An 18,685-nucleotide genomic window follows, 5' to 3' on the forward strand; every position below is an offset into this window, starting at 1 on the left:
AAAATCAATTTTGCAAGCTTATTTTCTATCTAATTAATATTATAGTTCGTATAATACTATAATTATGAATTTTAGTCTAATATGCTTATTTCAAATATCAATTACGGTGCTATTTTGCATTATGGCTGCAATTTTTGATGTAAAAGATGGTATTATTCCCAACTGGTTGACAAGATTTCTTTTGATTTTTGGATTTATATCTAATTTAATTTTGTCGCTGTTTTCATCTAACATTAAATACATTTTAGCTTCAATTATTTCAGTAGTTATAACTTACTTCATCACTTATATGATGTGGCAATTGAATATATGGGGTGGTGGTGATGTAAAATTATTCACTGGAATATCTTCAGTAATACCATTCGGTACCAATGTTGACTTTTTGGATATTTTTCCCCAATTGTCCATATATCCGTTTTCGTTTAGTGTTGTCTTAAACAGTATCTTGGTATCATTTCCATTTCTAATAATCTTTGTAACCTATTTGATATTTAAAAACAATATTTTCAAAGAAAATAAGGATTTTCTATTCAATTTACTTAATATTAACAGTGTAAAATATCTGATTGAATCCACCCTCAATAAAATGATTCCTGTAAAGGATATATGTGAAGGCGCAATTGTTAATGAATATTATTTCAATAATGAGCATATTTGTCATTTAATAAATGAAATTGGGGGTAACTTGAAGGTCTATAAAAATGAACATGATTCGTATTATAAATATTATTTTAAATCACAAAGTGCAGGTGGAATAACTGAAAAGGAAATGTATCTGCTAAAAATTATGAATGCTCAGGGATTTATTTCTGATGAAATTTCAGTTAAGATTTCATTTCCATTTGCGCCGGCAATTCTTTTTGGTCTGATGGTTGCAGTTATTTACGGAGATATAATAATGTTGTTTACAAAAAATATTTTTTTGGTGGTTTGAATGATTGGGGAAAATCACGGTCAGGTATCTTTAGAGTATTTGTTGATTTTTACAATTTCTTTAATTATTTTGATTGCATTTACTATGCCCTTAGTAAATAAAAGTATGGAAACAACATTGGATGTTTCTGATTCTCTAAAAATCAAATCTGATTTGTCAAAAATCGCTTCAGCTATCAAAACGGTCTATGGAGAGGGTCAAGGATCAAAACAAACGGTCAATGTTTATGTACCACAATCAGTTAAGGTAAATTTTGAAAGTAAATATCTGTCTTGCAATTTAAAGCTTAAGGATAAATCGAATAAATATATTAAGGTTCCTTATAAGTCAAATCTTGAATCTTCTTCATTAACTCTTAAAAAGGGTAAAAATTCTGTTGTTGTCGAATGGCCTGCAGGTAGTGAAAACATGTTTGTTAGTGTATGATTTTGCATGATTCTATCAAAAGTTATTTTAATAGCGTTATTTAAAATATAATCTATAATGTTAAATGGCGTGTGAATTATGGATATTATAACTTCAATTATTTATATCATTTTATTTGTTATAATGATGATATTTGTCTTTTCTATTGGTATGATTAGAAAATACATGCCAAAAAAGGAAATTCTTTTAGTTATTCTTGTAGCTTTTTTAATCGGATCAATTGGAGGTGCATTTTTCCTGGAACCTATCTATCAGGAAGTGCCTTCGGTTATGACCGCTGTTGAAAGGAATATGCCTAATAATGAAGAGACATTATATTTGGATTTATCTTCTTCAAATGATTTGGCTGAACTAGAAAATAATCTGTCTCATACTGACGGTTTTAAATCATATAATGAAGAAAGTGTTTCGATATCTCTGTGGAGTTTTAGTGATACTGAAAAGTCCTATTTTGAAGAGATAGTTGGAAACATTGATGATCACTATAAGAATTATACTGTAAACTCTTCTGGAAAGATTACTATTTATCTTGCAGATAATTATTCTGCGTCCAATGCTTTGAAATCTTTTTCAGATTGGTATAAGTTAGTATATGGAGATACATTATCTTATGCACAAGTACATTCCAAATTGGTAATCGATGCATCACATTTGGATGAATTTGAGAAAAACTTGCTTGCCAGAGGTATTGTTGCAAGTAAGATGGAAGGTCCAATTCAGAGTAGTATTGACAATGCAAATGCATCAATGGTTTCAGATACCAGTTTCGTATTATTCACTGGAGCAATAGGAATTTTCGTTGCAGTACTTGGAATTTATTTCGATTCATTTGTTGTATATTATAGAAGACTTAGAAAATTCTTAAGGACTAAACAAAAACGGTAATTTTATGAAAGTTGCTATTTTATTTTCTGGTGGAAAAGATAGTACTATGGCATTGTATTATGCATTAAAGGAGGAAGAAGATGTTAAATATCTTCTTTCCATGAAATCCGTTAATGATGAATCTTACATGTTTCATGTCCCAAACATTCACATCACTGATTTGCTTGCAGAGGCGCTTGATATTCCTATCATTTCTGCGGTGACTCAAGGTGTTAAAGAAGAAGAACTTGAAGATTTAAAAAGAGAATTTGAAAATCTTAAAAGTTTGGGTGTTGAAGCCATATACACCGGGGCACTTTATTCTGTTTATCAAAAATCCAGAATCGAAAGACTGGGGGATGAAGTTGGCCTAAAGATCATTTCACCATATTGGCATGTAAATGAACTCGAATATATGCGAGAAATTGTTTCTCTGGGATTTAAGATTATTATTTCAGGTGTAGCTGCTTGGGGTTTGGATGAATCTTGGTTGGGACGAATCATTGACGATAAAGCCATTGATGAGTTGGTTAAACTAAATGAAAAATATCAGGTCAACATTGCCTTTGAAGGTGGTGAGGCCGAAACATTAGCTATAGATGGTCCTATTTTTAAAAAAAGAGTTAAAATATTAAATGATAAAAAAGAATGGCATCTTGACAGTGGTGTTTATATTATTGAAGATGCAATTCTTGAAGAAAAGTGATTACAAGTTAATCTCTTTTAAAAATTCATTAATTTCTTTGCTGTAGCTTTCCAAATCGCTTTCGTTGATAATTAGTTTATCTGAAAGTGCAATCACATTACCGATTCCAAAGTCCAATTCCATTTGGTCTCTTTTTGCAAATTCCTTGTAGTCTTTAGAATCATCTTCTCTCATCCTGTTTTGCAATCTTTTAAAACGTAATGTGGGATTTGCAAAGATTGAAAGAATAATGAAATCATCAAAGTTTTCCTTAAACATTTCCACTTCGTGATGGCTTCTAATTCCATCGACAACAATGGCATTTTCAATGCCTTCCTTTTCAAGTTGTTTAATTTTTTTGATGGTAAGTTCTGAAACTATATATTCGCCCTTTTCTTTTCTAAGATTTTTGGCAGTTTCTTTAGTACTTTCACCTCTTTTTTTAGCTTCCTCTCTTATTATATCTCCCATACTTACAATAATGGCTCCTCTTTCGGTAGCCATATCAGAAACTAAACCCTTTCCAGATCCAGGTAACCCTGAAATTCCCATAACTTGCATTCTTATTCACTCTTTAATTTTTATTTGTTGTAATGATTCTTTAAGGTTTTCTTCATTGTCAAATTCATTAACTATGTTTATCAGGACTTGCTTATCCTGAGTTTTTAAGTCTTCAGCAATTTTTGTCATATATGGTATGGCTCTAACGATATTGTCCATAATTGATACGTCTGACATCTTTGATGTTCTTGAAAGTGGATTTAAATCGATTGTAATGATGTTCTTGCCTGATTTTTTTAGTATTTCTGCTCTGTCACCATCTTCAAGAGGAACCAAAACGGTGTCTGATGAATATATTCCTGTCTTGCTTGCTGAAGCTCTATTGTTTTTAATATCGTCAATATATTCGATATCATCATCCAAAGTGCCTAAAATATCATTATATCCATGGTCCTTGTATAGTTTTGTCAATAATCTTATACGTTCATCAGTTCTGTAAAATAAGTTAATTTCAATTTTAGCATCAATGCTTTGCGCCAATTCAATTAGTTCATCACAGGCAAGAGCAGATGCATTACCATTGACGGAAATAACAGGATTATTTGATAAAAGTAGGGCAGCTACGGCAACATACATTGCCCTTTTTGCAGGGTATGTAGTTTTTTCTCCAATCAAATAATCAAAAGCTTCTCCTCTTCCATGTGCAATCATTCCAGAATCTGCAAGGTAGCCTTTCTGTGAAGCTTTAACTATTTTGTCTCTTAAAAGCAATGACTCATAACGGGGGTGAGATTTTGGTATCATTTTAAATCAATCCTCATTTGGGCAAGATATCCTAAAAATGTTGTTATCAGTAAAGTTATTATAATCATTGAAGTAATATGAAATGGATAATCTCCAATTATTGGATTATTTACATTAGGTATAATAAAAAATATGTAATCTAGAATCATATTCACTATTATAAATACTATTCCTGCAAGTAAACCTTCAACAACCTCATTTTCGTTAATATTTCGAATGTAGAGTATTCCGAAAAATCCGGTTATGATAATTATGAGTATTGGAACCATAATATTGACATATGGGAGGTTATTATTAAAAATTGGATTGAAAATATTTGTTAAAAAATATGTTAAAAACCATATTAATGCTCCAAATATTATCGCTAATTTTAATTTCATATTAATTAAACCTTAAAATAACTATCAATAGTATCTTTGATTTAGAAATATTAAATACTTTTCTAAGTTAATCTAAAGTCTATTTAAAAAAAGTGTTGGGATGGTTAGGTAGATAATTATGTAATTATCCACCTAACTACTTGTTTTTTACAAGCTTTTAGAGAAATGAATTTTAAAATTTGGCTGTTTAATCTATCTCTCGGCTACATTGTAGCCAAGTAATACTTTATACATTCAAGTATATAAACTTATTTGAATTTTATTAAAATTCAAGTATACTTTACTAATAACCTATATATTCTTTGATTTACTAAAATTAAATTGACCATGTATAATGAGGAACAAGAAAATTATTATCAAAGAATGTTATCTAACTCCATTTCTTCAATGTATCCGTCAGAAGAAGCTAAAAAAAGAGCTAGAAGAAAATCCCCACTTTATTTTGATGATTTAAAAGAAAAATTATTAGTAAAATATGGTGGAAAAAAAGTAACTGATATTAAAAATTCAGAAATAATTTCCACAGATTATGGGGAGACTTTGAAGATAACAACAAAAGAAAAGATTAATTTCGATATTGTTGATAATGATTTTAAAAATCAGATGAACCATAATCTGAAATTGCTTCCAAAAATTGGCATTAAAAAAGAACAAAACCTCAAAAATCAAGGTTATGACACAATAGAATCACTTAAAAAACATGATACATACTGTAATGTAGCATCTAAATTTTTGGATAGCATCGAAGATATGTCATTCCATGATGTGATGAATTTGCTTGACCGCAATAAGTACTCCCGTAAATGCAGAGATAATCTGATAAAATGCGTCAGTCTTACAGATTGCGAAAACTTCAAATTCATGGACATAGAAACAAAAGGTCTTTCAAATGTGCCTGTAATCCTAATAGGAGTTGCTGAAATAAAAAATGATAACATTATAACTTCACAATATTTTTTAAGGGATTATGGTGAGGAACCTGTAATTCTGGAAGCTTATCTGTCACATTTGGATGAAGATTCTGTTCATGTGACTTTCAATGGAAAAAGTTTTGATGTACCATTTATTAATAATAGATGCATATATAATAGAATTAATGCCAACCTTGATTTGGCTCATATAGATTTGATGTATTTTGCAAAAAATTTATGGAAAGATGAATTGCCAAATTGCAAACTTCAAACAATTGAAAGGGAGTTTTTTGGCATTGAACGGGAAGACGATGTTCCTGGCCAATATATTCCCGGATATTATGATACTTATTTATCCAAAAACAATATTGGTCCTATTGTGCCCATTATAGAACACAACAGGCAGGATATTGTTTCACTAGCATCTTTTTTGGAGAAAATGTATAAGGATGTAAATTAAAATGGGACTTTTTGATAGATTTAAGAAAAATGATAAAAAAGAACGCAAAGCCATTTCAAAAGATGATGTGGAAATTGAAGAAGATCAACTGTTATTGCAAAAAATAGCCACAACAAACAAGGACAGGTACGAACGGGCAGCAGCTGCAGATCAAATAACTAATCAGTATGTTGCATTGGACATGGCTAAAAATGTAAAGGATAGGGCAATCAGATTAATTGCAGCAAATAAACTCACAGATGAAAATTTACTGTGGGATGCGGCTGAAAACTCAAAATTCTTTGATGTAAGGAGTTTTGCATACGAAAGACTGGGCGAAAACAACAAGTCAATTGCCGAAATTGTAATAAATACAAAGAAAAATCAACATGTGGATGAAATATTTGAAAAGGTCGTTGATGAGGAAACCCTTAAATGGATTGCTATTGAAGCTGACGACAAACGATATAGGAATGAAGCAGTAAGTAAAATAGAGTCCCGAGAAGTTCTGCAGGATTTGATCTTTAAGGCTAATGATAATGATATTAAAAAAGCAGCAATCAATAAAGATAACTTTGATGATGAAAATGTCCTTGAAGAAATTGCAATTTCTCAAAAGGATGAAGGTGTCAAAACTGCAGCCATTAACAAAATCACTGACAGTGAAAAATTAGCAAATATAGCTAAAAATGAAGACAATGCAAAAATCCGTTCACTTATTTTTGAAAAGATAGATAATCCAGAAATATTAAAGGACATAGTTTTAAACTCCGACAAATCTGATGTACGTCTGGATTTGGTCCCAAAATTGGATGATGAAGAATTACTTACACAAATAGCCTTAAATGACCCTGATAAAATTGTCAGAAGCGAAGCTGTTAAGAAAATTAGTAATGAAGATGATTTGTTGAAGATTATTAAAAATGATGATGACAGGTTCGTTCGCCAAATTGCGGTAAACAATATTAAAAGTCCTCAAATATTAATAAACATAGCATTAACTGATGATGATCAATTTGTAAGAAATCATGCAATTAAAAATCCAAATCTAGTTGATGAAGGCGATTATTTGGAAATAGTAATCAATTCGACTCATGAAGATGTGGCCAGTGAAGCCATGAAACACATTCATGATGAAAAATCATTTATTAAAATCCTGAACGAAGCAAAATTGGAAAATATCAGAAAGGACACATTGGATAATATTGATGATTTGGAAACATTGATAAAAATCGTTTTAGCCAATAAAGATGAGGAATTTTCACTTAAGGCCTTAAATAAAATCAATGTTGAAAGTTGTCTGATAAAAATATATGAGCAGGGAATTTCCGAAAACATTTCAGTCAGGGCAGTTTCCAAAGTCAGAAATCAGAAATTTTTAACAAAAATAGTTAAAAATGAGCCTCAATGGAGAGTTCGTGAAGCCGCTGTAAAACATATTGTAAGTAAAAAGGTTTTAAAAGAAGTTTCAATCAATGATGAAAATGAATATGTAAGAAATGTTGCAAAAAAGAGGATGAATCTATAAGTAGAATTCAACTTCTTTTCTTTCGCTGTTGGCCTTTTCAAATTCAGGTTTTTTAGCTTCAAATGCATCTCCTGAAAATGAGCGTGCATTTTCACCACAAATGCTGATGCATGCGGTACATCTGCTGCAGAGGTCTAAGTTTGTTGAAATAGGGTCATCGTCCGGAATTGCCTTTTCAGGACAAATTGAAACACAATCATAACAGAATGCACAGGTTGTTTCATCGCAGCTGATTTCAAACGGCAGCTGTTTGTAATCGACATAAGGTCTGTTTCCTGGAATTTCACTTTCAAGACTTTTTCCGCTTTTTATTTTTTCAATGCATTTTTTTGAAAAGTCATCAATTTTTTCAATGTCTGCACTGTCAGGTCTTCCCAATGCAACCCCCTCAAAAATGGAATGGTGGCTGATGGTTGTTGCAGCCGCAATGACATCAAAATTATTTTCTTTTAACAAATCGGTTAATTCAAGCAATGCATCAGTAACATGAGCGTTTCCGTAGTTTGCAATAGCAATTGCTTTAGTATTATTTCCTTTTAGTTTTTCTAATCTTTCACGACCGCTTTTTGGGATTCTGCCTGCAAAAACGGGCATTCCTACAATAGTGATGGCGTCTTGCGGAAATTCTTTTTCGCCATTGAAATTCAACAGGTCATAACTTTCACTACCATCATCAAAATTACTTGCAATCTGTTCCACTACTTTTTTAGTTGTATTGGATGGGCTAAAATATACTTTAACAATTTTTGACATACTCTCACCTGATATTAATTATATTTTTCATACAACTTAATGATTTTTAAATCAATAGAAACTATTTAATAATATTAAATTTAAAAAATAATTTGGTGATACGATGGAATTAATGAGAGAGCTTTCTTTAGCACCTGGTGTATCAGGTTCTGAAGAGGAAATAGCTAATATAATTACACGTGAATTAAATGATGTTGCTGATAAAATCGAAACTGACAGTATGGGAAACTTAATTGCCACTAAAAAAGGTGAAAAAAAGGCTCCTAGTATTATGTTAGCAGCACACATGGACGAAATTGGTCTAATGGTAAGATATATTGATGATAACGGATTTATTAAATTTTCAAATATTGGTGGAATAAACGATCAAATGTTAATGAACCAAACCGTAACAGTTCATTCATCAGTTGGCGAACCGATTGTTGGAGTAATTGGATCTAAACCACCTCACGTTACCAAACCTGAAGAAAGAAACAAAGTTGTTAAATCTGACGACATGTTTATTGATATTGGTGCTAAAGATAAGGAAGATGCAGAAAAAATGGTCAGAATAGGAGATAAAATGACCTTCAACGCATTATTCGAAGAGTATCCAAACAACTTAATCATGGGTAAGGCATTAGACAACCGTGTAGGATGTTATGTAATGATGGAAGTTTTAAAAAGGGTTGAAACCAGAGCTACTGTTTATGGTGTTGGAACCGTACAGGAAGAAGTAGGTCTTAAAGGAGCTAAAACTTCTGCATTTAGATTAAACCCTGATTTGGCTATTGCACTTGATGTTACATTATCAGGTGACCACCCTGGAATCAAACCTGAAGAGGCACCTGTAGTGATGGGTAAAGGTCCGGCTATTATTTTAGCAGATGCAAGCGGAAGGGGAATTTTAACCCAACAATCAATTAAGGACATGTTAATCGAAGCTGGGGATGAAAATGACATTCCATATCAACTTGAAGTAAGTGATGGTGGAACTACTGATGGAACTGCAATTCACTTAACTCGTGAAGGAATTCCTACTGGTGTTTTATCTGTTCCTACTCGTTATATCCACACTCCAGTAAGTGTATGTAGTATGGATGATATTGAATCAACTATTCAATTGATTACTGAAGCTATAAATAAATTATAGCTATTTTTTCTTTTTTTTTGATTAAATTAAACATATATTGTTTTATTTAAATCTGTCGTCTGATTTTTGTGATTTTGCTTTTTTGTGTTTGGTTTCAAACCAGCCTATCTTTAGCTCATCAATAGTGTCTTCATATAATTGGGGTACATAGGGTTTGATGTCAAGCAGTGGTGTTCCATCCAAAATGTCAACATTTTCAACATGTATCGTGTTTCCTTCAACTGCATTGACTTTAACAACACTCATTCCAATACGATTTGGCCTTTTGGGAGATCTTGTAGCGAATACTCCATGTGTATCATTATCCATAAACGGTTTTACTTCAAGCATGTAACCTTCTACTTTATGAAGCAGGTAAATCAAATGGATGTGTGAAAAATCTTCAAGGTCTTTTAGACCATCAGCATATTTGTCTTTAATTTCTATTGTTCCTTTTATTCCTTTTGCCCCAGTAGGTTGAATGGGCATTCCTTCAATTTCACTAAATTCGGTATGGATTGTACCGATTGATTCCATTTCGATATTCATAATTATTATTTTCGTTTTGATTTGTAATATAATTTTCTGGTTGAATTTTATTAATTTTATGAATTTCGATAAAATAACTTTTAACAAATTATATGATTTCTATTTTTAATAAATTTACTTATAAATTTTTATTTTTATTTTTTATTCTTTAATAATTCTAATTATAATAAATTAAACTTTTTAATTTGTTTTATAAATGAGTTAATATAATTTTATATCGATATGAAGTATTTTCGGTAATCGATTTTAAATGCCTTATTTCATAGAAAAAACGAAACATTTATATACAATTCGATACAACTTAGTATTGTCAAAAACATATTGATGTGAAATTATGAAATTAAGTGCTAGAAATCAATTAAATGGAAAAATTACTAATGTTGAAAAAGGAGCTGTTATGGCTAATGTTAAAATTGAAATCAGTGAACCTGGTGTTATTACTGCTGTGATTACTAAAGAGTCTGCTGAGAAATTAGGTTTATCTGAAGGTGATGATGTAACTGCTATCATCAAATCTACTGAAGTTATAATTGGAAAATAAGTTTAGGAATTAGGATTAAATTCCTAATAATCCTAATAATATAGAAATAATAAATATAATTATTGCGGCTTTAAACAATGTTTTAAAGCCTTTTACCACTGCATAAATTATTAGAAATAGTATTAATATTCTAATAATATTCATTACCATTTTAACCTCCTGCGAGGATTGTTTTAGTTCCCTCTTCGGAAATTTCCTCTTTTTTAAATTCAACCTCATATTTTACGGTTTCAATTACTTCTTTTAATGCATCAAGGGTTTCTGCCCTGTGTGCACCTAAAACCGCAACAAGGAATAACATGTCTCCAGTATAGAATTCACCAATGTAGTGAACGACTGAAATTTCGTGAACATTATATTTAATTTTAGCATTATCTACAATCTTTTCAATTTCTGATTTTGTTTTTTCTTTATCAGGTGTTGTTAGAATAAGCTTTTTTAAGTTCATGTTCTCTTCTTTTCCACGTACAATTCCTTCAAATGTGAAAATTGCACCGGAATAATCTATTTTGCTACTTTTTTTCAATTCGTCTATTAAATCTGCTGTTGTTACTTTGTCTTCTTTTGCTTCGATTACACGTACAACCATTTTATCTCTCCATTAGTTAATAGGATTTTATAATATAAATAACTATTGTTATATATCACTGATTTCCTTTTCAGATAAGTTTTTCAACCTTTCAATGCCGTTAATTTCTGAAAGTACATCGGCAGTTGCTTTTGGAACTAACTCTTGCCAATTTTCATCTTTTAAAATTCTGCGCCTAACTTCAGTTCCCGAAAGGTGTAATCTGTCATAGAGTGGGGGTTGTCTGACTTCAAATCCTTCTTCAGCAAACAATTGCTTTACCAAAGGATTTCCAGAATAAACAATTGAAAATGGTGGAGTCATCATTTTAACATGGGATGGCCAGATTGCATTGAAATTGATATCTTCCATAGGTATGATATAATATCTTTTCGGGTCAATATTCATTTCGGCCAGTGCCTGGCTCATCATGACAATTCTCTCACCTGCAGTAAAGGGATCTTTAAGCTCATGGCTTAATTGAGCGCTTCCGATTCCAATAATGATTTCATCCACTTCTTCCAGAATCTTGTCAATAACCTGAAGATGTCCGTTATGGACAGGTTGCATTCTTCCAATTAAAATTCCTCGAATATTATCCATGATATCCTCCGTTAAGGTTCCATTGAATCTAAACAGTTTATGAAATTTGTTGCTGTTTGCTGTTTTTGTGTTAGTGAATCTGTAATTGATGTTTCCATTAATGCTGTTGGAATGCCTTTTTTGGCAATTGGTTTTGTTACCTTTTCAGGGCTTGTTCCTTCACTAAATTCATAATCCACCAAATTGACGTCTTTTGATAATTTTGAAATATAAGAATTCATCTTATCAGTCTTATTGGATAATGAGAATATGAAATTAGAATACTCGTAATCAGGATTGATTTCATGAACGTCAACAACTAGGAAAGGATTGTCTTTTGCAATATTGTTTACAACAAATTTATTTGCCAGAAGTTCCCCTGCAGGACGTGTATCATCACGTGAAGTCAAATTATCATTAACTTTCACATAATAGACTACGAATTTTTTTGTAAGATTTTTATCCTCACTATGTGTTATATTGTGAATGGTTTTATTGATTGCTTCATGGATTTCATGTTCTCTTGAATGAACTCCTAGAATAACCCCTACAGTATCATTAGACGATGCATTGCCTGCAACAATCTTATATACTGTTCCATTTACATTATGTCCAACTTCAGTAACATTATAATAGTTTCCATTTGTTTCCTCATGGGAAGTAAAGACAATAGCAAGATTAAATATAACAATAGTGATTAGAACTATCAATAATAGTTCATATTGAAGTTTCTTGTTCATATTTTTAACCTAAGAATATTTTTACATTACTTTTTATTCTTTTTAATAAAAATACTTTTTTAGTAAACCAAACTTTATAAAACAGTATTTACTAAATAATAATATAAATTATGGAGTTTACATAATGGAAAAGAAAAATATTATTTTAATTGCAGTAGTTATTATAGCAATCGTTGCAGTTGCGGCAGCTATATTTTCTACTAATTTAACTGGTGGATCTGGAAAAAGCATAATTGGGGAATCTACTCAATTTAAAAATTCATTCATGGAAGGTTCTTTTTCAGGAGACGTTAAATTAGCAAATAACTCTTCAAAATACATGCAGTCATATGAAGATAAAAAACACAATATCACATACAACATCTCAACTGTTGACAATTCAACTGCTTTGATGGATATTTATTATCTTCAGGGAGTTATGAATCCTGAACACCGTTCATACAATGGAAATGATTGGAATATTTACTTCTCCCAAGCTATTGAAGGAAATAACTCAAACAACACATTATCAATCGTAATCTGTCAATGTCAAAAAGATAAACAAGGTTATCTGGTCTATATGATTATCGGATCTAAAACAGATGTAAATACATCTTCACTAAATGTTTACGGAGATGTTTACAAAGGATATGTCGAACCGTTACTCAAATCTTTAACCTTGAAAGAAAGCAAAAACGTTCCGACTATTAACGAAGAATTCGGCCTATCATCTAGTGAGTTCGCTCAACAGATGGAACTTGTAAAACAGTATAAGGCTGGAAATACTTCCGCATTGAACCAACAATCTTAAGAGGCGTCAGGTTAAATGAAAATTACAGTTTTTCATGCAGATGAATGCGACAGAAAAAAATGCACATCCATCAAAATGGAGAAAATGGGCAAATGTAGGTTGGTTTATAACATAAATAAAATACCTTCCGGAGCCATCGTATTGAATCCATATGCTGAAAAAGCTGTATCCTATGAAGACTATAGATATGTTCAAAGAAGAGGAATTGTGGGGCTTGACTGTTCCTGGAACGAAGTTTCAAGCTCTAAAAAATTCTTTTCTCTTTCAAAATATCATCGTTCATTACCTTTTTTGATAGCAACCAATCCTGTTAATTATGGGAAACCATGCATTTTATCAACTGTTGAAGCTATTTCAGCTACACTGTACATTACTCGCTTTAAGGATGAAGCTCGTGAATTGATGGATGGTTTTAAATGGGGTCATACATTTTTGGAACTCAATCATGATTTGCTTGAAGCATATAGTGAAGTTGACAGCAGTGCTGAAGTTGTAAAAATTCAAAATGAATTCCTTTCGGAATCCTGATAAATATCACCTATTTTTTTCATACTTTTTTATATTTTTTATACAAAATGAGTCATTCCTCAAGAATCAAACAAAATACTTATTTTTTTTTAAAAAATAATTAATTTTGAGCCTCCTTTTAAATAAAAAACTTAAAATATTTATATGTCATGATATAATAGTATTATTTAATAAATCTAAATTATAGTGATTAAATGAATTATGTTGTTCTTGCAGTTCTTTTTATTCTATCTGGTTTTTTCATGAAATATTCCGATGACTTATATGATGAGAAACATGATTTGGTTTTTTCAACATTTTTCGGCATTTTATGTGCTATTGCATCTGTTGCAGCTACAGTATACAATACTGGGGCAGCATATATTTTTATTTCTATCCTAATAGGCAATCTCATAGCTTTAAAAGTAGATGGAATCCATCATATTATTACTTTGATTGTTTTTTTAGCAGTGCTGTTGGTTGTAGGAATTCCTGATTTGAGTTTAGTTATTTTGCTGATATGTATTTTAACCATTTTGGCTGATGAAGTATGTCATGAAATAATTCCAAAAAAGACTGAAAACGGGTTTTTAAATTTATTTTTCGAATACCGGTTTTTGATGAAGATTGTAGTATTATTGCTTGCTGTTTGTGGAGTATTTGATATTTGGGTCTTTGTTTGCTTTATTTTATTTGATTTGTCCTACGCTGGAGCAGGTATTGTTTTTGAAAAATTCAATTAAAAAAGTCTGTAAAATTTGGGGTAGATGTTGTAAAGATGTTATGAAACATAACTATCGTTTCACATCAATGATTTTTTTAAAAAAAGGTTAATGAGAGATAAACTCTCATTTTTTAATTTTTTTATCCTTTAACCTGAACGTCAGGACAAAAACAATAGCCATCAGGACAGCCGTTACCAGCATTACGAATGCCATTGAATCCTGAATAACAGTATCTGCAATATTAATGACAGTACTGTTCTCTGATTTAATATCGTCTACATTCCCTACTTTTTCGAAGTAATCAAAGATGTCTTGATGTACTTGTTCATTTCCTGAATATTCCGGTGCGTAGGTATCGACTCCATTAGCAATGCCTCCCATTACTCCGAGAATTAGAATTATTCCGATAATTGCTGTACCCATTGATTCACCTAATGTCTGACCGGTTGTAGTAATGCCTGATGCGTTATTTTGATTTTCATCCGGAATATTGATTAATGCAATATCAGTACTTAAAGCCATTATGAAACCAATTCCAGATCCCAATATGAACATTCCAGGCATTAAATTCAGCATTGTTGTATTTATTTTAAATTGATAACTTAAAATCACACATCCGATGATTGCTATTATGCTTCCAATTGCCATAAGTGACTTGTGATTCAATTTTTCAGTTAAACTTGGAGCTATCGCTGCAAAAATAAGCAAACCTACAGTCAAAGGAAGTGTGGTCAAACCGGTATTGAATGCATTTAAATTTAATACAGTTTGCATAAACAGGGAAACTACAAATAATCCTCCTCCCATTACAATATAACTCAATAATATAATGGTCGAGCCAACACGTAAATTTTTGTCTTTAAATAAGTCCATATCAAGTAATGGCACTTTACCTTTTCTTTTTCTTTTGATTTCAAACAATGCAAATACTGCTAAGGCAATTACGCCTAAAATAATTACAACTATGCTGGTGGTGGCATCCTCACTCAACATCAAAATACCGAGAACAAATAAAATAAGGCCTATAAATGAAATTATGGCGCCGGTAATATCCAAATCTCTTTTGGATTCTGTAGGTTCGAAATCAGGTATTTTATTTCGCATTGCTAAAATAATGATAACGATTAGTAGTTCACTTGCAAACCCATATCTCCAACTGAGAAATGTTGTCATGATTCCTCCGAAAAGTGGGCCGACAGCGGCTGAAAGTGCGGCCATTACACTCTCAATTGCCAAAGCAAATGTGCGTCTTTCTCCGGAATATGTTCCACTTATTATGGAAACGGTTGCAGGTGTCATTAATGCCCCTGCAAGACCTTCTATCACTGCCCATCCGATAAATAACATTGTATCACTTTGACTTATTGCTGCAATGAATGTACCGATACCATAAAGTACAGCACCGATTAAAAACAGTCTCTTTTTACCAACTATATCTTGAAGTTTGGTACTTAACAGCATGAATGCTGCAGTTATGAGGGTATAAAATGCCATGGTCATTTGGATGGTACTTACAGTAGTATTCAAATCAGCAACAACCTGGGAAATACTAACGTTCATGAATGTAGAATCCAAAGTTATAATAAATGAAGCACAGGCCACTAATATTAGTGGAATCCAAGAGTGCTCCCTAATAGTTTCATTCATTAATTAATCCTCCAATATATTGTCTCTAATATAATTATATGTATAGAGATACCTTCAATCAATTTATATCTCATTGTGTGTTATTTTTCTTTTTGTTGTTTTATATAATTTTCATAAAAAAATTAGATGAAGATATCCTTAAAAAAGCAAGAATTATCGAAAAAATCAATCAATTGCTAATTATATGTCAAATACAAATCTCTTAATGTAATGGAGAAAGTTGCCATAAACAATGATTTAAAAGTCTTGAAATAGCAATTGAAAGGGGATATAAAAACAATTATCCAATGATTGAATTCTTACAGGTGATTATATTAATCACGTATTTGATAAAAAAATAGATGATTGTAGATTGAATCTACAATATTAAAACTTGTTTTTCATTTCAGCCAAATGGTCTTTGTTTTTCATTTCATGTCTTTTTTCGGCTAATATTTCCATTCCTGCAAATACCAAACCGGTTAAAACAAATGTCAAATGAAGTGCTATTCTCCAGAATTCAACATTTGGATCGACTGTTGTTGTTGCATTTAAAAAGTCCTGAAGCAATTCAATCAGGGATATTGCCACTACTGAACCGATAATCTTAAGTTTAAGACCTGAAAAATCCAAACGTCCCATCCATGAAGGGCGGTCTCTGTGCTTTTCTGCAACATCTATCTTTGATATGAAATTTTCATAGCCTGAAAATGCTACAATGACCACTAAATTTGCGACCAGAGTCAAGTCCAGCAATTCTAAAACATGAACAATCCATTCGTCATCAGTCAATGTGTTCATTATCTGGATAAAGTGGATTACGTCCCCTATGAATTTCCATAATATTAAAAACAGTACTAAAATTAATATTATATACATTGGGGATAAAATCCATCTGCTTGCAAACAGCAGTTTTTCAGCTTTGTCTTCTAGCCAGTGTCTGTTGTCTTTCAGTGAAATAGTGTCCTCCTCCTATAGGTATTTTATATTCAGGCTCTCATTACCTGATTTTACATAATCTTTAAGTTCCTTTTCAATTTCCAGAATATTGTTGTTGTATATCAAGTTGTTTGAAAGATTTTCAAATTTTAGATTTTCAACTTTAACAACTGCATTTTCATTATATATGATAAATGAATCTTCATGCTCTCTTTTGATTATGAATTGTGATGATTTGATATGTGATTTGCCGTTTTCAAGGAATATCAAATTGTTGTTAAAGCTGTCTCTTGTAAATCTGCATTTTTCAATTATCAACTCGCTGCTTTCATTATCATTTTGAAATATTATGTTGGAATACTTGTTTGAAATGTTATTTAGAGATTTGCAATTTTTCATCCAAACAATTGAGTCATTGAATAGAACGCTTCCCTGTTTAAACGCTTTGTTTTCTTTAAACCTGCATTCATCAAGTGAAACATTTCCCTCATTATTTAGGACTCCTCCATTTTTAGCGACGTTTGATTTAAAACAGCAATTGTTCAAATCTAAAATCTTTTTGTTGTCGATTGCACCGCCATTTCCAATGGCTGAATTGTATAAAAAATTGCAGTCAGTCAGTTTCAAATTTCCACAATTGCCTATTGCACCTCCATTATCGGAATTTGCAATGTTCTTGTTGAAATTGCACTTTTTCGCCTCAAGTGTGCCTTCGTTTTTGAGGGCTCCTCCGTCAGATGAAATGTTGCAATCGAAATCGCAGTTGAACAGGCTCAGAGATTTTCCTTTGTTGATTATTGCTCCGCCTTCTTTGGATGTGCCATTCCTAAAGTTGATGTTTGATAAAGAAACATTGTCTGCAGTGATTTTGAAGATATTTGACATTCCCATTGCATCAATCCTGTGGCCTGTCCCATCAATCCTTAAATTGTCGATGTCAATAACAATCTCATTTTCCCCTTCAAATTCGATATCGCAATCAAGTTTGATTTCACTTTTTCCGCTTTGAATCAAATCATTCAGGTATTTTGGTGATTTTGCATCATTTGAATTGATATGTATGAATCCACCGTGGGTTATCCCATTAATGAAATCCTTTTGAAAGCTTTTGATGTTAATGATTCCAACATTATAAACTTCAATGTCCTGTGCTTTGCGGCCCATTTTAAAGTTGCAGGTTTCCAAAGTCAAATCCAATGCATTGAATATTGACGGTCCCTTTGACGAGTTGTTGTTTGAAAAATTGGAAAACATCACGGTCATGGTCTTTTTGTTGTATATTGCACCTCCAAAGCGAGCAGTATTGCTTCTAAAATCACAGCTATCAATAATTACAGAGCCGTTTTCATTGTAAATAGCTCCACCATTGTCTCGGGCGGAATGGTTGTTGATGAAATTGCATTCAATAATTCTCAATTTCCCATTCCTGTTGTAGATGGCGCCTCCGGCCTGATCTGGATGTGCATTTTTAAAGGTAATGTTTTTTAGGGTAATGTTGTCTCCAGTGATATTGAAGATTTGTTCCCTGTTTGAGGTGATTGCATGGTTTTTCCCGTCAATTGTGATGTTGTCTGTGTTGATATTGACGGTTTTGGTTAAATCAATGTCCTTTTTTAAAGTAATTTCATTTAAACCTTTATTGATTAAGGACTCTATGTCATTTTCATCAATTTCCGGGGAAGAAATAACCTTTGTAATTCTGTCTTTAAAACCCATGGCTGCACCTTGTTTAATAATATATTATTTATTAAATATAAATGGTTTTTTTAACGGTTCTTAATG

Annotated in this window: 22 protein-coding genes; 11 read left to right on the forward strand and 11 right to left on the reverse strand. The window is 31.7% G+C overall.

Translation table 11 applies throughout. From position 1 onward, the window contains the following. Window positions 1-64 precede the first annotated feature (64 nt). The 4 genes from QZ143_RS00085 to QZ143_RS00100 all read left to right on the forward strand — a co-directional run bounded on the left by QZ143_RS00085 (window position 65) and on the right by QZ143_RS00100 (window position 2,930). Window positions 65-934: an A24 family peptidase gene (locus tag QZ143_RS00085; RefSeq protein WP_292606509.1), complete on the forward strand. Its 870-nt coding sequence runs from the start codon at window positions 65-67 to the stop codon at window positions 932-934. Further along, a complete protein-coding gene (locus QZ143_RS00090) occupies window positions 935-1,360 on the forward strand; it encodes a class III signal peptide-containing protein (protein ID WP_292606507.1) in 426 nt (141 codons plus the stop codon). A 78-nt stretch (window positions 1,361-1,438) separates the two neighbouring features. Further along, entirely contained in the window at window positions 1,439-2,245 is an 807-nt protein-coding gene (locus QZ143_RS00095; protein ID WP_292880088.1) for a hypothetical protein, read from the forward strand. 4 nt (window positions 2,246-2,249) lie between these two features. Continuing rightward, window positions 2,250-2,930 (forward strand): TIGR00289 family protein, encoded by a 681-nt coding sequence (locus QZ143_RS00100; RefSeq protein ID WP_292606503.1) that lies wholly within the window; start codon window positions 2,250-2,252, stop codon window positions 2,928-2,930. Here the strand turns inward: QZ143_RS00100 and QZ143_RS00105 are convergent, their stop codons facing one another. From QZ143_RS00105 to QZ143_RS00115, 3 genes are read right to left on the reverse strand one after another with little or no spacing between them, the layout of a single operon-like run. Beyond that, window positions 2,931-3,470 carry a nucleoside monophosphate kinase gene (locus tag QZ143_RS00105; RefSeq protein ID WP_292880090.1) on the reverse strand — a complete coding sequence of 180 codons (540 nt, stop codon included), beginning with the start codon at window positions 3,468-3,470 and terminating at the stop codon, window positions 2,931-2,933. A 6-nt stretch (window positions 3,471-3,476) separates the two neighbouring features. Next, window positions 3,477-4,214, reverse strand: a complete 738-nt coding sequence (locus QZ143_RS00110) for a 4-phosphopantoate--beta-alanine ligase (protein WP_292606499.1) — start codon at window positions 4,212-4,214, stop codon at window positions 3,477-3,479. Then, window positions 4,211-4,594 (reverse strand): hypothetical protein, encoded by a 384-nt coding sequence (locus QZ143_RS00115; RefSeq protein ID WP_292606497.1) that lies wholly within the window; start codon window positions 4,592-4,594, stop codon window positions 4,211-4,213. Before QZ143_RS00115 ends, QZ143_RS00110 begins: the two co-directional genes overlap by 4 nt. A gap of 327 nt (window positions 4,595-4,921) precedes the next feature. Here QZ143_RS00115 and QZ143_RS00120 point away from each other — a divergent pair, with 327 nt between their 5' ends. Then, window positions 4,922-5,965, forward strand: coding sequence for a ribonuclease H-like domain-containing protein (locus tag QZ143_RS00120; protein WP_292880093.1), 1,044 nt, complete (start codon window positions 4,922-4,924; stop codon window positions 5,963-5,965). 1 nt (window position 5,966) lies between these two features. Next, the gene (locus QZ143_RS00125) at window positions 5,967-7,472 is read left to right on the forward strand and encodes a HEAT repeat domain-containing protein (protein WP_292880096.1); all 1,506 of its coding nucleotides are present in this window, start codon (window positions 5,967-5,969) and stop codon (window positions 7,470-7,472) included. Here QZ143_RS00125 and QZ143_RS00130 read toward each other — a convergent pair. Further along, the gene (locus tag QZ143_RS00130; protein WP_292880098.1) at window positions 7,467-8,225 is read right to left on the reverse strand and encodes a ferredoxin; all 759 of its coding nucleotides are present in this window, start codon (window positions 8,223-8,225) and stop codon (window positions 7,467-7,469) included. The genes QZ143_RS00125 and QZ143_RS00130 overlap by 6 nt on opposite strands. A gap of 103 nt (window positions 8,226-8,328) precedes the next feature. Between QZ143_RS00130 and QZ143_RS00135 the strand changes: the two genes are divergently transcribed. Next, on the forward strand, window positions 8,329-9,357 hold the full coding sequence (locus QZ143_RS00135) for a M42 family metallopeptidase (protein WP_292606490.1): 1,029 nt from the start codon (window positions 8,329-8,331) through the stop codon (window positions 9,355-9,357). Window positions 9,358-9,399: 42 nt separating this feature from the next. Here the strand turns inward: QZ143_RS00135 and tsaA are convergent, their stop codons facing one another. Beyond that, a complete protein-coding gene (gene tsaA, locus QZ143_RS00140; RefSeq protein WP_292606488.1) occupies window positions 9,400-9,885 on the reverse strand; it encodes a tRNA (N6-threonylcarbamoyladenosine(37)-N6)-methyltransferase TrmO in 486 nt (161 codons plus the stop codon). A gap of 334 nt (window positions 9,886-10,219) precedes the next feature. On the opposite strand from tsaA, the gene QZ143_RS00145 reads away from it, so the two are divergent. Then, window positions 10,220-10,426, forward strand: coding sequence for a TOBE domain-containing protein (locus QZ143_RS00145; protein ID WP_292880101.1), 207 nt, complete (start codon window positions 10,220-10,222; stop codon window positions 10,424-10,426). 151 nt (window positions 10,427-10,577) lie between these two features. On the opposite strand, the gene QZ143_RS00150 is transcribed toward QZ143_RS00145, so the two are convergent. Genes QZ143_RS00150 through QZ143_RS00160 form a run of 3 tightly spaced genes read right to left on the reverse strand, consistent with a single transcriptional unit; the run spans window position 10,578 to window position 12,316 of the window. Further along, window positions 10,578-11,015, reverse strand: coding sequence for a molybdenum cofactor biosynthesis protein MoaE (locus tag QZ143_RS00150; protein WP_292608151.1), 438 nt, complete (start codon window positions 11,013-11,015; stop codon window positions 10,578-10,580). Between the two features lie 48 nt (window positions 11,016-11,063). After that, window positions 11,064-11,597 carry a nicotinamide-nucleotide adenylyltransferase gene (locus QZ143_RS00155; protein ID WP_292880103.1) on the reverse strand — a complete coding sequence of 178 codons (534 nt, stop codon included), beginning with the start codon at window positions 11,595-11,597 and terminating at the stop codon, window positions 11,064-11,066. 11 nt (window positions 11,598-11,608) lie between these two features. Continuing rightward, window positions 11,609-12,316, reverse strand: coding sequence for a hypothetical protein (locus QZ143_RS00160; protein ID WP_292880105.1), 708 nt, complete (start codon window positions 12,314-12,316; stop codon window positions 11,609-11,611). 124 nt (window positions 12,317-12,440) lie between these two features. Here QZ143_RS00160 and QZ143_RS00165 point away from each other — a divergent pair, with 124 nt between their 5' ends. The 3 genes from QZ143_RS00165 (at window position 12,441) to QZ143_RS00175 (ending at window position 14,356) form a co-directional block, all read left to right on the forward strand. Continuing rightward, a complete protein-coding gene (locus tag QZ143_RS00165) occupies window positions 12,441-13,106 on the forward strand; it encodes a hypothetical protein (RefSeq protein WP_292880107.1) in 666 nt (221 codons plus the stop codon). 15 nt (window positions 13,107-13,121) lie between these two features. Continuing rightward, window positions 13,122-13,634 carry a DUF367 family protein gene (locus tag QZ143_RS00170; RefSeq protein ID WP_292608162.1) on the forward strand — a complete coding sequence of 171 codons (513 nt, stop codon included), beginning with the start codon at window positions 13,122-13,124 and terminating at the stop codon, window positions 13,632-13,634. Between the two features lie 194 nt (window positions 13,635-13,828). Beyond that, window positions 13,829-14,356, forward strand: coding sequence for a hypothetical protein (locus tag QZ143_RS00175; protein WP_292880109.1), 528 nt, complete (start codon window positions 13,829-13,831; stop codon window positions 14,354-14,356). 105 nt (window positions 14,357-14,461) lie between these two features. On the opposite strand, the gene QZ143_RS00180 is transcribed toward QZ143_RS00175, so the two are convergent. The 3 genes from QZ143_RS00180 to QZ143_RS00190 all read right to left on the reverse strand — a co-directional run bounded on the left by QZ143_RS00180 (window position 14,462) and on the right by QZ143_RS00190 (window position 18,619). Beyond that, window positions 14,462-15,985, reverse strand: coding sequence for an MFS transporter (locus tag QZ143_RS00180; protein WP_292880111.1), 1,524 nt, complete (start codon window positions 15,983-15,985; stop codon window positions 14,462-14,464). A gap of 366 nt (window positions 15,986-16,351) precedes the next feature. Further along, window positions 16,352-16,924 (reverse strand): TIGR00645 family protein, encoded by a 573-nt coding sequence (locus QZ143_RS00185; protein WP_342764023.1) that lies wholly within the window; start codon window positions 16,922-16,924, stop codon window positions 16,352-16,354. 12 nt (window positions 16,925-16,936) lie between these two features. Continuing rightward, window positions 16,937-18,619, reverse strand: a complete 1,683-nt coding sequence (locus tag QZ143_RS00190) for a hypothetical protein (RefSeq protein ID WP_292880112.1) — start codon at window positions 18,617-18,619, stop codon at window positions 16,937-16,939. Window positions 18,620-18,685 lie beyond the last annotated feature (66 nt).

This window comes from Methanobrevibacter sp. UBA188 (genome assembly GCF_905234905.1).
Classification (GTDB): domain Archaea; phylum Methanobacteriota; class Methanobacteria; order Methanobacteriales; family Methanobacteriaceae; genus Methanocatella.